This window comes from Mesorhizobium sp. G2-6-1 (genome assembly GCF_055809095.1).
In genome coordinates this window covers 3,778,665-3,792,837 of the sequence record NZ_CM147896.1, presented here as the reverse complement: position 1 = coordinate 3,792,837, position 14,173 = coordinate 3,778,665, and the positions used below count along the sequence as shown (strand labels likewise).

Below are 14,173 nucleotides of genomic sequence, written 5' to 3'. Positions count from 1 at the left end.
AAACTACCCTAGCGAACTATGCCCTCGATCGCGAGACCCCCGCGAACGATAGACTTCGAGAATATCTTGGCGCAACAATGTCAAGAGTTTCTTATATGCAAGGGATTCGGGGTGGCACCCCGGACCGAGAATGGGGCGCGACGTGATATTTGAAAATTTGAGCATTTCTCGCGTAATTATCCACCAAGTATTTAAGAGGTTGGAAGATAGGCAGATCGTATCACCTCGATACGCATCCGCCTTAACAGTTCTTGGCGCTGAAGATGCTGCTGCTCTGCAGGATCGTTTTATTGCCGCGCTTGGAAGCTCGTCTCGCTGCATGGAGATGCAGATTGCATCAGACGCGGCAGGCAGCGCGCTTGAGCTGGCGAGGCGCCTAGCCGACAGCGACGATCCGCTGTTCATTAGTCAGTCGTGCGAGGCGGCGGACATGCTGGCCCGCGCGCAGACCCGCCTGAATATTCCTGGCGGAATCGTCGTCGTCATAAGTGGACAAGTAAGCTTCCCGGCAAAACGATTCATCGGTGTAATCAAGGCCGAACCGCACTCGGGGTTCTCGTTCAGCGAGAACGGCTCGCTCACCCTCGCATTTCTTCGCAACCTCGTCCTCACGCCCGAGGCGAGACTGTACAAGATCGGCGCGTTCGTAGAAGTCGATCAGGAAGCGCAAGGAGGCGATGGCTGGCGAGCCTTCGTCTACGACGACCTGATGACGGCGGCCAACCGGGACGGGGCGGCGCAGTATTTCTACGAGACCTTCCTCGGGTGCAACATACCGCAAAACAGCGCTCGGCAGACGAAGAAGTTCTTTGATCTGACGAAAGATTTCGTTGGCAAGCTGGAAATCCCCGAGCACGAGAAACTGGATATTAACACGGGCCTGTATACCTACCTGAAGGTCGACCAATCTCCCACGGTCGACACCGCGACGTTCGCGAGCCGCTACCTGAAGGGAGCAGACATGCGCGATGCATACGCCGCCTTCATGGGGCGCAACGACTTTCCCAGCGCTTCTGTAAGCAAAGACTTATCAGACCTCAAGCATCAGCTCCGTCGGCGGAAGGTGCTGTTCAATTCGGACCTGCAGCTCTCTGGTCCAGCGGAGAGATTCGCCGAGCTCGTTACCGTGGAGCCCATTAAAGGCGATGCGGACGAGGACGGCACGCGGCCAGAGTGGACGCGCATCACGGTGCGGGATCGCATCCGCAATGAACAATGAACGAGTCGGAGCTACTCGCGCTTTGGGCACAGGAGAAGCCGCTCTATAAGGCTTGGGGCAACCTCGTGGTATCTTGCGTAACGGATCGCCTTCTGCGCAATCGCTGCTCCCCGCACGCTTGATGAAGTTATAAAAATTCCGCCTGTGCCTCGGCTGAAGGGTGACAGCTCCTTCGTCGACAAGGCGTTTCACCGCAATAGCTATGCCAACCCTTATGCCGGCGTGGAGGACAAGGTGGGCGTCCGCTTCGTGGTTTTGCTTGCAGGCGACGTGAAGCTTGTTGGGCAGGCTATTGGCGAGTGCGGCTTCGAGGTCTCCAAAGATAGGGACTTTGAGCAGGAGCGAGAGGCGAGGCCGCTGGAGTTCGCATACCAGTCTGACCACTTTGTTGTGCGGACCTCGCATGAGATCGGGGTAGACGGACTAACTCTGCCGAAGGGCATACCGTGCGAGGTGCAGGTCCGTACCCTCCTCCAGCACGCGCATAGCGAGCTTACACACGACCGCATATACAAGGGAGAGAAAGAAGCCCCGACCAATGTCAGGCGCACTGTCGCGCGAAGCATGGCTCTCATCGAGACCACTGACGACTTTTTCGGCCAAGTCGTCATAGCGCTTGACGAACTGGATCGGCCCACGAGGGAGCTCCTTGAGGAAGTCTTGGGTATTTACAAAGGTTCTGTAAGCGGGATTGAACCCGAGGGCGCCAAGTCAAACGTCTTGATAGCAGATGCGCTCGGCCCCATCCTTGGCGCAGATGCCGCCGCATCGCTCAAGAGCCTTCTTGCTGCTAAGCCTCACATCCCTGCGCACATCGCAACGCATGCCGCCCATGGTCACCTGTTTCGACAACCAGCCGTATTGCTGGCCTATCTCGGCGTTGCCTCCAAGCCCGCAGAGACAGTTCAAGCTTGGCCGCTCACGCGGGAGGAGTTGAGGCCGATTTTTACCCATCTGGGTAAAAGCATCGACGATCACTAAGCGGCGTTTCCGGGCTGAGTAGGATCATTGAGGGGGAAATGGTGCCGGCGGAGAGGATCGAACTCCCGACCTTCGGTTTACAAAACCGCTGCACTACCGCTGTGCTACGCCGGCCCTGGCGGACACCGATTTCGGTGCCTATTCGGTACTTGATCGGATCGCGCGAAGCTTAAGCGCATGATCCGACTCGTCTTTTGACTCCAAGGCCCTCCGATTACAAAACCGCTGCTCTACCAGCTGAGCTACAAGGGCACGGCGCTCCGTTAGCATATTTGTCGCGCCAGTAAAGGCAAATGTCCTATTTTGTTGCAATGGTCAGATCACTTTGCCCCATCATCCGCCAATATGAAAACCCACGGACGCCTCCCTATATACCTGAAGACAACATATTTACCGGCATGGAGGGCAGGCGTTGATCCGAATTGTGATGATTGCTTTGGCGGCATTCGCGATCTGGTTGTTGATATTGCAGGTGCTACGATTCTTGAGAACTTCCCGGATTGACTGGACCGGCGTGACCGCAATGATTTGCTTCGTCATCATGGCTTTCTATTTGCGTCACGTCACCGGAATGGGATGAATCGTTTAAGCTTTGCCCCCGATCATGGCTGTGACTGCCGCTGCCGCGTCGCGGACAATCGGGCCGATTTCTTCCAATCGCTGCGGTGTCACGCGCACGGTCGGTCCCGATACCGAAACGCCGCCGACCGGTTCGCCAAATTCGTTGAAGATAGCTGCCGCAACACAGCGCATACCAAGATTGCGTTCCTCATCATCGACAGCCCAGCCGCGGTTTTTTATCTCTGCCAGATCTTGAAACAGCGCGGGCATTGTCGCCAGCGTTCTTTCGGTAAAAAGTTCCAGCCCATTTCGCTTGATGATCGTGTGAACGCGGTCCGCATCGAGATGCGCCAGAACTGCCTTGCCGATACCTGATGCGTGAAACGCGGTACGCGTGCCAGGCCGGAAGAAGGCGCGGATGGTCTGATGGGTCTCGACCTGACTGACAAAGACTACGCAACCATCTTCCGCCACACCTAGATTGGCGGTTTCTCCGGTGTTTTCCATCAATTCCTGCATGACAATGCGGGCGCGATCAACCAGCTTTCGGCTGCGTAGAAACGATGCTCCCATGCGATAGGTTTCCACGCCTATCGACCAAAGCTGCTCGGCCTTGTCGAACTCGACCATGCCGTGATTTTCCAGCGTGGTCAGCATTCGATAGACAGTGGACGCTGCGATATCGGAACTGTCGGCGATCTCGCTCAAAGACAGTCCGCTACCTTGCGCAACAATTGCCAGAATTCGCAACGCCCGATCAAGCGACTGGACCGATCCCGCTTCAGCAGGACCATTGAATGCGCGCGGGCGCCCGCGTTGGCGTTTTTCGGTTGTGCTCATTCGGCCATTATCTCCAAAAGTCGGGCGAGTGGAATAAAAAAGTTTTTTATGAATCAAATAAATCACGAATTGAAAAACGATAAATGCATAAGAAACAATATGATAATACAAAACTGAAAAAATGAAAAATTATTTTGAAAAAATTGAATAATAGATCAACCGATGACAAATTGAACTCATTCAACGCGAATTTCCGATGGAGGTTTTCAATATGGCCAGAATGCGCGCTGTCGACGCTGCTGTTCTTGTTCTCGAAAAGGAAGGCGTTTCATGTGCCTTCGGCGTACCGGGAGCCGCGATCAATCCCTTTTATGCGGCATTGAAGGCGAGGGGACCTTCCGCCATATTCTGGCTCGCCATGTCGAAGCTGCCTCGCATATGGCGGAAGGTTATACGCGCGCCGAGGCTGGCAATATCGGCCTGTGTCTTGGCACCTCTGGCCCTGCAGGGACCGACATGATTACGGGCCTGTATTCGGCAGCAGCCGATTCCATCCCGATCCTGTGCATCACAGGCCAGGCACCGCGTGCCCGTCTCAACAAGGAAGATTTCCAGGCCGTTGACATTGCAGCTATCGCCGCACCGGTTACCAAATGGGCGGTGACGGTCATGGAGCCGTATCTGGTGCCGATGGTGTTGCAAAAAGCATTCCACCTGATGCGTTCATCGCGGCCGGGGCCGGTGCTGGTTGACCTGCCGGTCGATGTCCAGCTTGCCGAAATCGAGTTCGATATTGATGCTTATGAGCCAATGGCTCCCTTCAAACCGGTCATGACGCGCGGCCAGGCCGAAAAGGCGCTGGCCATGCTCAATCAGGCTGAAAAGCCGCTCATCGTCGCGGGCGGCGGTATCATCAATGCTGACGCTTCCGACCTTCTGATCGAATTGGCGGAGGTTACCGGCGTACCGGTCATTCCGACGCTGATGGGGTGGGGTGCCATTCCCGACGATCACCGCCTGATGGCTGGCATGTGCGGGCTGCAAACCTCACATCGCTACGGCAACGCGACCATGCTGGAAGCCGATTTTGTTTTCGGCATCGGCAATCGGTGGGCCAATCGTCATACCGGGTCGGTGGAGACCTACACCAAGGGTAAGAAATTTATCCATGTCGATATCGAACCGACGCAGATCGGTCGCGTCTTTGCGCCCGATCTCGGTGTGGTATCAGACGCTGGCGCGGCATTGAAGATGTTGCTTGATGTCGCCACCGAATGGAAAACAGCGGGCAAGCTGCGCGACTGGACCGGATGGGCCAAGGCTTGTCAGCAGCGCAAGAAGACAATGAAGCGCAAGACGCATTTCGATCAGGTGCCGCTGAAGCCGCAGCGCGTCTATGAGGAGATGAACAAGGTCTTTGGACGAGATACCACCTATATCTCCACGATCGGCCTTAGCCAGATTGCGGGCGCGCAGTTCCTGCATGTCTACAAGCCCCGCAACTGGATCAATTGCGGGCAAGCCGGTCCACTGGGTTGGACGTTGCCGGCGGCTCTCGGTGTTCGCGCGGCTCGGCCTGATGCAAACATCGTTGCGCTGTCAGGCGATTACGACTTTCAGTTCATGATCGAGGAATTGGCGGCGGGAGCGCAGCACAAGCTGCCATATATCCACGTCGTCGTGAATAATGCCTATCTTGGGTTGATCCGTCAGGCCCAGCGCGGTTTTTCGATGGACTATGAGGTCAGCCTCGCATTTGAGAATGTCAACACGGTCGGCCATGCAGAAGTTGGGTACGGTGTCGATCACGTTGCCGTTGCCGAGGCGATGGGCTGCAAGGCGGTTCGTGTGCGCAGGCCCGAAGAGTTCGAAAACGCCTTTGCCGAAGCCAGGCGATTGATGAAGGAACATCAGGTGCCTGTTGTTGTCGAATTCATCCTCGAGCGTGTCACCAACATTTCGATGGGTACCGAAATCGACAATATCACCGAGTTCGAGGATCTTGCCGAAAAGCACGAGGACGCTCCCACTGCAATCGTCATGCTCGATTGATTCATTTTGTAAGGAAATACTGCCATGCCACGGTTTTCAGCCAATCTTTCCATGCTTTTCGCCGAGCACGAATTTCTCGACCGCTTCGATGCCGCAGCCCGTGCGGGTTTCAAGGGTGTCGAATATATCGGCCCCTATGACCACGCACCGGAGGTCGTGGCCGCGCGCTTGAAGACCTGCGATCTGTCGCAAGTCCTGTTCAATCTTCCGGCAGGCGATTGGGCCGGCGGAGAGCGCGGCATTGCCGTTTTACCTGACCGCGTCGATGAGTTCCGCGCAGGCGTCGACAAGGCCATCACCTACGCAAAGGCGCTGGATTGTCCGCAAATAAACTGCCTGGCCGGCATCGTTCCCGATGGAGTGACCCGCGAAGATGCAAAAAAAGTCTTCGTCGAAAACCTGAAATTTGCCGCCGATAAACTGGAGGAAACCGGTATCCGCCTGTTGATAGAACCGATCAACACACGCGATATTCCCGGCTTCTTTCTCACCAACACCCAACAGGCGCTCGATCTGGCCAAACAGGTCGGCTCGCAAAATCTCTATTTGCAATATGACATCTATCACATGCAGATCATGGAGGGGGATCTCGCCCGTACAATCGAGGCAAACCTCGCGCGCATCGCTCATATCCAGCTTGCCGACAATCCCGGCCGTCGCGAACCCGGAACGGGCGAGATCAACTATCCATTCCTCTACGACCTGATCGACCGTCTCGGCTACTCGGGCTGGATTGGGGCCGAATACAAACCGGGTGCCGGCACCGAGGCCGGTTTGGGTTGGTTCAAGCCGTTCGTTGGCAAGAACAACGCTGCTGCATAATCAAAAGACATTTGGAGAAGAAGAATGGAAACGATCGGTTTCATAGGCCTTGGCATTATGGGCGCGCCGATGGCGGGGCATCTTCTGGATGCGGGCTATGCGGTTGTCACCAGCGACCATCGCTCCACGCCGCCTGCCGACCTTGTCGCCAAGGGGTTGAAAGCCGTGACCGGCAATAACGCCGTTGCGAAGGCTGCCGACATCATCATCACAATGGTTCCTGACACGCCGCAGGTGGCCGATGTTCTGTTTGGCGACAACAGCCTCGCCTCCGGTCTGTCGAATGGCAAGCTGGTCATTGATATGAGTTCGATTTCGCCAATCGCAACGAAGGAGTTTGCGAGCCGGATCAATGAACTCGGCTGCGACTATCTGGATGCGCCGGTATCGGGCGGCGAAGTCGGTGCAAAGGCAGCATCGCTGACCATCATGGTCGGGGGTGAAGAACAGCCATTCGAGCGAGCGCGGCCTCTTTTGAGAAAATGGGCAAGAACGTCACGCTTGTCGGTCCCAATAGCGTCGGCCAGACTACAAAAGTGGCAAATCAGATCGTTGTGGCCTTGACCATCGAAGCGGTTGGTGAGGCGTTGGTCTTCGCATCGAAAGCAGGCGCCGACCCCGCCAAGGTGCGTCAGGCGCTGATGGGCGGCTTGGCCTCTTCGCGCATCCTTGAAGTGCATGGTGAGCGGATGATCAAGCGCACATTTGCGCCGGGCTTTCGTATCGAATTGCATCAGAAGGATTTGAACTTGGCGCTGGAAGGGGCAAAGGCGCTCTGTGTATCGCTGCCCAATACGTCAACCACACAACAATTGTTCAACTCCTGCGCCGCCAATGGCGGAGCCAGGGAAGACCACTCAGCCTTGGTCAGGGCGTTGGAGCGGATGGCTGGCCACGAAGTGTGATCGCCCGAGCAATTCCAGGAAAAGTGTGTTGCGATTTTCCGTTGGGAATTGCGTAAAACGCAAAAATTTCGTGCAGATCAGTGATTCTAACAAAAGCTGAACTGTTTTGGAGGTTGGCGAGTAACGAGGCGTGACAGCTATCCGATCCGTTCCCACGGACATCTGCATCACAACTCGTTACTTGCCGATGCCCCTTTACTTGCCAATGCCCATGAACTTCCGGGCCGCATAAAGTGCAACCGCCGCAGCATTGGAGACGTTGAGCGAACGGATGGGGCCGGGCATATCGAGACGGGCGAGCGAGTTGACTGTCTCACGCGTTTTTTGGCGCAAACCTTTGCCTTCAGCGCCAAGCACCAGAGCGATCTTGTTGCCGGAGAAAGAATTTTCCAGCGCATCGGGGCCATCCGAATCAAGACCGATCGTCTGAAACCCGGCTTTGTGTAATTCACCGAGAGCGTCCGCGAGATTTCGCACCTCAATCTGGTCGATATGTTCAAGCGCGCCCGATGCTGATTTGGCCAGCACTCCCGACTCGGTCGGGCTGTGGCGTGCGGTCGTGATCAATGCGCTGGCACCAAAAGCCACAGCCGAGCGCATTATTGCGCCGACATTGTGCGGATCGGTGACTTGGTCGAGGACAAGAACAAGAGGCGTGTCGCCCAGTGCATCGAGACGCTTGGGCTTGAGTGGCTCGGCTTCGATCAGAACGCCTTGATGTACGGCATCCGTCCCGGTGATCTTGTCGATGTCTTTCGGCTCAACCATTTCCATGGCGAAGAGCAGGGCGTCCGGATTGGCAATTTCCAGCCTCTCTAGGGCGTTGCGCGTCACAATCATCCTGTGAATTTTGCGGGACGGATTGTCGAGTGCTGCCCGCACCGTGTGCAAACCATATAGCCTTACAAGACCGTCGGCGGCTGGTTCGCCGGGGGCGATTTTTTGACGTGGACGAAAGACCGGGCCGCCGCCGGACTTTTCGTCGCGGTGCGCGCGCCGCAGCTTCGCGTAATGGCTGTCTTTGGGAGTTCCGGGCTTCTTTGTGTCGCTCATACCGGCCCTATACTCTTGCGTTGCGGCTTTGGATACGCCCGAGCGACGAAATTCCCCGGCTACGCAGTTGACAGTGTATTGCCATGACGCCATAAGGCGCTTCGCAGTTTCAGGGTGAACGCTTTTCATTTCGGGGCTGCGGGAATGCCTCGTTGCATGGCTCCGTCGGCAGATTGGAGGGGTGTCCGAGTGGTTAAAGGAGACGGACTGTAAATCCGTTCGCTATGCGTACGCTGGTTCGAATCCAGCCCCTCCACCACTGCCGGACCGGAGACAAGCGGCGCGGGTGTAGCTCAATGGTAGAGCAGCAGCCTTCCAAGCTGAATACGAGGGTTCGATTCCCTTCACCCGCTCCAGTTTTCTTTCCAGTGTCTGGCACTCTGGCAGGGCTGGCTCGGCCTTTAATTTGGGCAAGTGCGCTCCCATATAGGCCTCATATCCCCTAAATCGGACCGACGGTTCACGCGAATTTTGTGCAACCCGATCAACGCCAATACACAAAAGACTCTTGTGTTTTATGGCCTTTGTCGGTAATCGCCCGGCATTCGATTGAACCAAGGTCCTCGCGCCCAAGGAAAAGATACTATGGCAAAAGGTAAATTTGAGCGTAATAAGCCTCATGTGAACATTGGCACGGTTGGTCATGTTGACCACGGCAAGACGTCGTTGACGGCAGCGATCACGAAGTATTTTGGTGAGTTCAAGGCTTACGACCAGATTGACGCGGCTCCTGAAGAAAAGGCGCGCGGCATCACGATTTCGACGGCGCATGTTGAGTATGAGACGCCGGCGCGTCACTACGCCCATGTCGATTGCCCGGGCCATGCTGACTATGTGAAGAACATGATCACGGGTGCAGCACAGATGGACGGCGCGATCCTGGTTGTTTCGGCAGCCGATGGCCCGATGCCCCAGACGCGTGAGCACATCTTGCTGGCGCGCCAGGTTGGCGTTCCCGCCATTGTCGTTTTCCTGAACAAGGTTGATCAGGTTGACGATGCCGAATTGCTTGAACTTGTCGAACTTGAGGTTCGCGAGCTTTTGTCGAAGTACGAATTTCCTGGCGATGACATTCCGATCATCAAGGGTTCGGCGCTTGCTGCCCTTGAAGATCTCGAACAAGGAAATCGGCGAGGACGCGATCCGCAAGCTGATGGAAGCGGTTGATGCTTACATTCCCACGCCGGAGCGTCCGATTGACAAGCCGTTCCTGATGCCGATCGAAGACGTGTTCTCGATTTCGGGTCGTGGCACGGTTGTCACGGGTCGCGTTGAGCGCGGCATCGTCAAGGTTGGCGAGGAGCTTGAGATTGTCGGCATTCGCGACACGTCGAAGACGACCTGCACGGGCGTTGAGATGTTCCGCAAGCTGCTTGATCAGGGTCAGGCTGGCGACAACATTGGCGCGCTGTTGCGTGGTGTTGACCGTGAGGGTGTTGAGCGTGGTCAGGTTCTGGCCAAGCCGGGCACTGTGAAGCCGCACAAGAAGTTCAAGGCGGAAGCTTACATTCTGACGAAGGAAGAGGGTGGGCGTCATACGCCGTTCTTCACCAACTATCGTCCGCAGTTTTATTTCCGCACGACGGACGTGACGGGCATTGTCAGCCTGCCGGAAGGCACCGAGATGGTGATGCCTGGTGATAACATCACGGTTGATGTTGAACTGATTGTGCCGATTGCCATGGAAGAGAAGCTTCGCTTCGCTATCCGCGAAGGTGGCCGCACCGTTGGCGCCGGCATCGTCGCCTCCATCGTCGAATAAGTAAAACAACCGATCTGTCGAGATGGCGACCCTTGCAAGGGCCGCCATTTTCGCGGAAACCGCTTGATGCTTTTGTGTCGAGAGATTAGGAACAGGCGCGCCGAAACATTATCCCGCTTGAAAGATGATCAAAAGTGGGGTCGTGCGCAGGTGTGATAGGGGTATAGCTCAGTTGGTAGAGCGGCGGTCTCCAAAACCGCAGGTCGCGGGTTCAAGCCCTGCTGCCCCTGCCATTTTTTGAAGTACGAACGACGATCTTGCCATTCATATCGGATTGGCGCATAACAAACCAATAGCCGGAACGGGACGACTGGATGGTTCCGAAGCGGCGTTTGGACGTAAAGCGGGTACTTGCCACTTGCGTGGACCAAGAATCAGTTTTATGTAGGTGACAACAGACACGCGGCGCGTGGAGCTGGCATTCCGGCTTTGCGCGTCTGATTTGCATGGAAGATGCGGTCTCGCCGAAATGGTGTGGATGGCTTTTCCAGGCGGCAGCTCCCGGTCACGGGATCATCCAAGGGCCTGTTTGCAGGTCTTGAAAGCAGAGCGGCATATGGCTTCGAAGACAACCAATCCTTTCGTCTTCCTGCAGCAGGTACGGACAGAAACCTCGAAGGTGACCTGGCCGTCGCGGCGGGAGACCCTCATCTCCACGGTGATGGTGCTGATCTTTTCTGCGCTTACCATGGTGTTCTTTTTTGCTGCCGACCAGATCATGGGTTATGCGGTCGAACTGATTTTGGGTATCGGGCGTTAAGTTCGGCGACAACGGAGAGCTTTTGAAATGACCGCCCGCTGGTACATCGTTCACGCCTACTCGAATTTCGAGAAAAAGGTCGCTGAAGATATTGAAAACAAAGCGAAGCAGAAGGGCTTGAGCGACAAGATCGAGCAAGTCGTTGTGCCGACCGAGAAGGTCGTCGAAATTCGCCGCGGCAAGAAGGTGGATGCTGAGCGAAAATTCTTCCCGGGCTATGTTTTGCTCAAGGCTGAATTGACGGATGCGGTGATCAGTCTGGTCAAGAATACGCCGCGCGTGACGGGGTTTCTCGGTGAAGACAAGCATACGGCAAAGCCGATGCACATCACCGACAAGGAAGCCGACCAGATCCTGCATCAGGTGCAGGAGGGTGTCGAGCGGCCCAAGCCGTCGGTCACGTTTGAAATTGGCGAAGCTATTCGCGTATCGGACGGGCCTTTCGCATCGTTCAACGGCTTTGTTCAGGAAGTGGACGAAGAGCGCGCGCGGCTGAAAGTCGAGGTGTCGATTTTTGGACGTGCCGTGCCGGTAGATTTGGAATTCGGACAGGTCGAAAAGGGCTGATCCGCAATTCATCGCTTCGGCGATGGGTAAACTTGGCGCTGCGCAATGTGTGTCGCCAAAGCGGTGGGAGGCGAATGTGGCTTAGCCGGCCATGTGAACCGAACCACCAGACTGCAACCGCCGGGAAACCGGCTTGAGAAAAGGCAGGAATAGAGATGGCTAAAAAGATTGCAGGCCAGCTCAAGCTTCAGGTTGCCGCGGGATCGGCTACGCCGTCTCCCCTATCGGCCCTGCGCTTGGTCAGCGTGGCATTAACATCATGGAGTTCTGCAAGGCGTTTAACGCGCAGACTCAGGAGCTTGAAAAGGGGTCGCCGATCCCGGTCGTCATCACTTATTATCAGGACAAATCGTTCACCTTCGTCATGAAGACGCCGCCGGTGGCGTATTTCCTGAAGAAGGCCGCCAACCTGAAATCGGGTTCCAAGGAGCCGGGCAAGGTCAAGGCTGGCACGGTTTCGCGTGAAAAGGTGCGCGCGATTGCCGAGCAGAAAATGAAGGACCTGAACGCAAACGATATCGAGGCGGCCATGCGCATGGTCGAGGGCTCCGCCCGCTCGATTGGTCTGGAAGTGGTGGGCTGATCGGATGACAAAGCTAGCAAAACGTGTAGCCAAGACCCGCGAAGGTGTCGACCCGAACAAGGCTTATGCTCTTGATGCGGCGTTGAAACTGCTTAAGGACCGCTCGACCGTGAAGTTCGACGAGACGATCGAAGTCGCCATGAACCTTGGTGTTGATCCTCGCCATGCTGACCAGATGGTTCGCGGCGTGGTCAATTTGCCTAATGGTACCGGGCGTAACGTTCGCGTTGCCGTTTTCGCACGTGGCGACAAGGCCGACGAAGCCAAGGCTGCTGGTGCCGATATTGTCGGTGCCGAAGATTTGGTCGAGATCGTCCAGAAAGGCACGATCGACTTCGATCGCTGCATCGCTACGCCGGACATGATGCCGCTGGTTGGACGTCTGGGTAAGGTACTCGGCCCGCGCGGCATGATGCCAAACCCCAAGGTCGGCACGGTTTCTGTCGATGTGGCGGCTGCGGTGAAGGCATCGAAGGGCGGCGCTGTGGAATTCCGCGTCGAAAAGGCCGGCATTGTACATGCAGGTGTTGGCAAGGTGTCGTTCGATCTCAAGGCGCTGGAAGAAAATATTCGCGCCTTCGCTGATGCCGTGACCAAGGCCAAGCCCGCGGGTGCCAAGGGCAACTACGTCAAGAAGGTGTCGATCACCTCGACGATGGGCCCTGGCCTGAAAATCGACGCTGCGACACTCGCCGTGTCGTGATTTGAATTATTCGGTTTCGTCTCTGGAAGATTGAACCGATGAAGAAATCTGAACCCCGCTTTTGTGGGGTTCGGGTGCCGGAAGTCGAAAGACTTTTGGTTATCCTGTCCGAGATTGTGGGCGGTCCGGCTTATTATTGGACCTTAATTCATGTGGGCCTGCATGAGACGGGTGAAGACCGGACAAAGGAGCTTTTGCTCCAATGAAAGGTTCGAACCGTGTTTGCCTTTTGTCTGCGCACCGGGCGGCTTGTCCAAACGGTGTGGCGAAGGGGGACAGGATCCTCGAGCGCCGTTCGGGTGATCCAGAAATGGAACCGCCCGCCCGGCAAAAGGCAACCAGACTCCCGTTCTCGAAAATGAGATGGGGGTCAACTGGAGATAGGCAGTGGACAGAGCGGAAAAACGCGAACTCGTCACGGGCCTGAACGACGCTTTCAAAGGCGCCGGTTCAGTAGTCGTGGCCCACTATGCCGGTATCACCGTCGCGCAAATGAACGATCTTCGTCAGAAGATGCGTCATGCCGGCGGCACCGTCAAAGTTGCGAAGAACCGCCTCGCCAAAATCGCTCTTCAGGGCACGGAATCCGAAAGCATGATTGATCTGTTCAAAGGACAGACGCTTCTTGCTTATTCGGATGATCCGATTGCTGCGCCGAAGGTCGCGTCCGACTTCGCCAAGGGGAATGACAAGCTCGTCATTCTCGGTGGCTCGATGGGCAAGACCTCGCTCGATGCCGACGGTGTAAAGGCACTTGCCACACTTCCGTCGCTCGACGAACTGCGTGCAAAGCTGGTTGGCATGATCGCCACGCCGGCAACCCGGATCGCCCAGGTCGTCAATGCGCCTGCGGCATCGGTCGCACGCGTTATTGGTGCTTACGCCCGGAAGGACGAGGCGGCATGAGGCCGTTCCTCACTATCAACAACACATGTTCGAACCTTATGAAGGAATATAACAATGGCTGATCTTTCAAAGATCGTAGACGACCTTTCGAACCTGACCGTCCTTGAGGCGGCTGAACTTTCGAAGCTTCTGGAAGAAAAGTGGGGCGTTTCCGCTGCTGCTCCGGTTGCTGCCGCTGCCGCTGGCGGTGGTGCGGCTGATGCGCCTGCTGAGGAAAAGACCGAATTTGACGTCGTTTTGACGGAAGCCGGCGCTCAGAAGATCAACGTCATCAAGGAAGTGCGCGCCATCACGGGTCTTGGCCTCAAGGAAGCCAAGGATCTGGTCGAGGCCGCACCAAAGCCGGTCAAGGAAGGTGTTTCCAAGGCCGACGCGGAAACGATCAAGACCCAGCTCGAAGCAGCTGGCGCCAAGGTCGAATTGAAATAAGTAGTTTTGCGGTTTCGGCGGACGGCCATTTGCCGTCCGCCGCTTCCATCTCGGAAGCGAACGAAGCCTGAAGTGGTAGTTTTTACAGAA

The 14,173-nt window shown here is 56.1% G+C and carries 11 protein-coding genes, 4 tRNA genes and 4 pseudogenes; 16 read left to right on the top strand and 3 right to left on the bottom strand.

Going from position 1 to position 14,173, the window contains the following annotated elements:
• Nucleotides 1–130 precede the first annotated feature (130 nt).
• Both AC0L7S_RS18350 and AC0L7S_RS18345 read left to right on the top strand, forming a co-directional pair.
• Nucleotides 131–1,219 carry a nucleoid-associated protein gene (locus AC0L7S_RS18350; protein ID WP_473472311.1) on the top strand — a complete coding sequence of 363 codons (1,089 nt, stop codon included), beginning with the start codon at nucleotides 131–133 and terminating at the stop codon, nucleotides 1,217–1,219.
• Between the two features lie 144 nt (nucleotides 1,220–1,363).
• Complete coding sequence (locus AC0L7S_RS18345; protein ID WP_473472310.1) at nucleotides 1,364–2,200, top strand: GTP pyrophosphokinase; 837 nt, start codon at nucleotides 1,364–1,366, stop codon at nucleotides 2,198–2,200.
• Between the two features lie 39 nt (nucleotides 2,201–2,239).
• Here the strand turns inward: AC0L7S_RS18345 and AC0L7S_RS18340 are convergent.
• Nucleotides 2,240–2,314: transfer RNA gene (locus AC0L7S_RS18340), tRNA-Thr, on the bottom strand.
• A gap of 471 nt (nucleotides 2,315–2,785) precedes the next feature.
• Entirely contained in the window at nucleotides 2,786–3,601 is an 816-nt protein-coding gene (gene bhcR, locus AC0L7S_RS18335) for an HTH-type transcriptional regulator BhcR (RefSeq protein ID WP_473472309.1), read from the bottom strand.
• Nucleotides 3,602–3,812: 211 nt separating this feature from the next.
• Between bhcR and gcl the strand changes: the two are divergent.
• The 3 genes and pseudogenes from gcl (at nucleotide 3,813) to AC0L7S_RS18320 (ending at nucleotide 7,320) form a co-directional block, all read left to right on the top strand.
• Nucleotides 3,813–5,593: pseudogene (gene gcl, locus AC0L7S_RS18330) on the top strand (glyoxylate carboligase).
• Nucleotides 5,594–5,617: 24 nt separating this feature from the next.
• Nucleotides 5,618–6,415, top strand: coding sequence for a hydroxypyruvate isomerase (gene hyi / locus AC0L7S_RS18325; protein ID WP_473472308.1), 798 nt, complete (start codon nucleotides 5,618–5,620; stop codon nucleotides 6,413–6,415).
• A 24-nt stretch (nucleotides 6,416–6,439) separates the two neighbouring features.
• A pseudogene (locus tag AC0L7S_RS18320) lies at nucleotides 6,440–7,320 on the top strand (2-hydroxy-3-oxopropionate reductase).
• Between the two features lie 195 nt (nucleotides 7,321–7,515).
• On the opposite strand, the gene AC0L7S_RS18315 reads toward AC0L7S_RS18320, so the two are convergent.
• On the bottom strand, nucleotides 7,516–8,373 hold the full coding sequence (locus AC0L7S_RS18315; RefSeq protein WP_473472307.1) for a TrmH family RNA methyltransferase: 858 nt from the start codon (nucleotides 8,371–8,373) through the stop codon (nucleotides 7,516–7,518).
• 175 nt (nucleotides 8,374–8,548) lie between these two features.
• Between AC0L7S_RS18315 and AC0L7S_RS18310 the strand changes: the two genes are divergently transcribed.
• The 11 genes and pseudogenes from AC0L7S_RS18310 (at nucleotide 8,549) to rplL (ending at nucleotide 14,083) form a co-directional block, all read left to right on the top strand.
• Nucleotides 8,549–8,632: transfer RNA gene (locus AC0L7S_RS18310), tRNA-Tyr, on the top strand.
• Between the two features lie 23 nt (nucleotides 8,633–8,655).
• Nucleotides 8,656–8,729, top strand: a tRNA-Gly gene (locus tag AC0L7S_RS18305).
• A 229-nt stretch (nucleotides 8,730–8,958) separates the two neighbouring features.
• Nucleotides 8,959–10,135: pseudogene (gene tuf, locus AC0L7S_RS18300) on the top strand (elongation factor Tu).
• A 157-nt stretch (nucleotides 10,136–10,292) separates the two neighbouring features.
• Nucleotides 10,293–10,368 (top strand) — tRNA-Trp (locus AC0L7S_RS18295).
• A gap of 323 nt (nucleotides 10,369–10,691) precedes the next feature.
• Nucleotides 10,692–10,895 carry a preprotein translocase subunit SecE gene (gene secE / locus AC0L7S_RS18290; RefSeq protein WP_473472306.1) on the top strand — a complete coding sequence of 68 codons (204 nt, stop codon included), beginning with the start codon at nucleotides 10,692–10,694 and terminating at the stop codon, nucleotides 10,893–10,895.
• 27 nt (nucleotides 10,896–10,922) lie between these two features.
• Nucleotides 10,923–11,462, top strand: coding sequence for a transcription termination/antitermination protein NusG (gene nusG / locus AC0L7S_RS18285; RefSeq protein ID WP_473472305.1), 540 nt, complete (start codon nucleotides 10,923–10,925; stop codon nucleotides 11,460–11,462).
• Between the two features lie 155 nt (nucleotides 11,463–11,617).
• Nucleotides 11,618–12,045: pseudogene (gene rplK / locus AC0L7S_RS18280) on the top strand (50S ribosomal protein L11).
• Nucleotides 12,046–12,049: 4 nt separating this feature from the next.
• Nucleotides 12,050–12,748 (top strand): 50S ribosomal protein L1, encoded by a 699-nt coding sequence (rplA, locus tag AC0L7S_RS18275; RefSeq protein ID WP_473472304.1) that lies wholly within the window; start codon nucleotides 12,050–12,052, stop codon nucleotides 12,746–12,748.
• A 38-nt stretch (nucleotides 12,749–12,786) separates the two neighbouring features.
• Entirely contained in the window at nucleotides 12,787–12,954 is a 168-nt protein-coding gene (locus AC0L7S_RS18270; RefSeq protein WP_473472303.1) for a hypothetical protein, read from the top strand.
• 181 nt (nucleotides 12,955–13,135) lie between these two features.
• Nucleotides 13,136–13,654, top strand: a complete 519-nt coding sequence (gene rplJ / locus AC0L7S_RS18265; protein WP_473472302.1) for a 50S ribosomal protein L10 — start codon at nucleotides 13,136–13,138, stop codon at nucleotides 13,652–13,654.
• Between the two features lie 54 nt (nucleotides 13,655–13,708).
• The gene (gene rplL / locus AC0L7S_RS18260) at nucleotides 13,709–14,083 is read left to right on the top strand and encodes a 50S ribosomal protein L7/L12 (protein WP_473472301.1); all 375 of its coding nucleotides are present in this window, start codon (nucleotides 13,709–13,711) and stop codon (nucleotides 14,081–14,083) included.
• The last annotated feature ends 90 nt before the right edge of the window (nucleotides 14,084–14,173 follow it).

Bases quoted from the DNA above. Each gene is read 5' to 3' on its own strand.
- secE (WP_473472306.1), top strand. From the start codon at position 10,692: ATGGCTTCGAAGACAACCAATCCTTTCGTCTTCCTGCAGCAGGTACGG.
- AC0L7S_RS18350 (WP_473472311.1), top strand. From the start codon at position 131: ATGGGGCGCGACGTGATATTTGAAAATTTGAGCATTTCTCGCGTAATT.
- rplA (WP_473472304.1), top strand. From the start codon at position 12,050: ATGACAAAGCTAGCAAAACGTGTAGCCAAGACCCGCGAAGGTGTCGAC.
- hyi (WP_473472308.1), top strand. From the start codon at position 5,618: ATGCCACGGTTTTCAGCCAATCTTTCCATGCTTTTCGCCGAGCACGAA.
- AC0L7S_RS18315 (WP_473472307.1), bottom strand. From the start codon at position 8,373: ATGAGCGACACAAAGAAGCCCGGAACTCCCAAAGACAGCCATTACGCG.
- AC0L7S_RS18270 (WP_473472303.1), top strand. From the start codon at position 12,787: ATGAAGAAATCTGAACCCCGCTTTTGTGGGGTTCGGGTGCCGGAAGTC.
- bhcR (WP_473472309.1), bottom strand. From the start codon at position 3,601: ATGAGCACAACCGAAAAACGCCAACGCGGGCGCCCGCGCGCATTCAAT.
- rplL (WP_473472301.1), top strand. From the start codon at position 13,709: ATGGCTGATCTTTCAAAGATCGTAGACGACCTTTCGAACCTGACCGTC.
- nusG (WP_473472305.1), top strand. From the start codon at position 10,923: ATGACCGCCCGCTGGTACATCGTTCACGCCTACTCGAATTTCGAGAAA.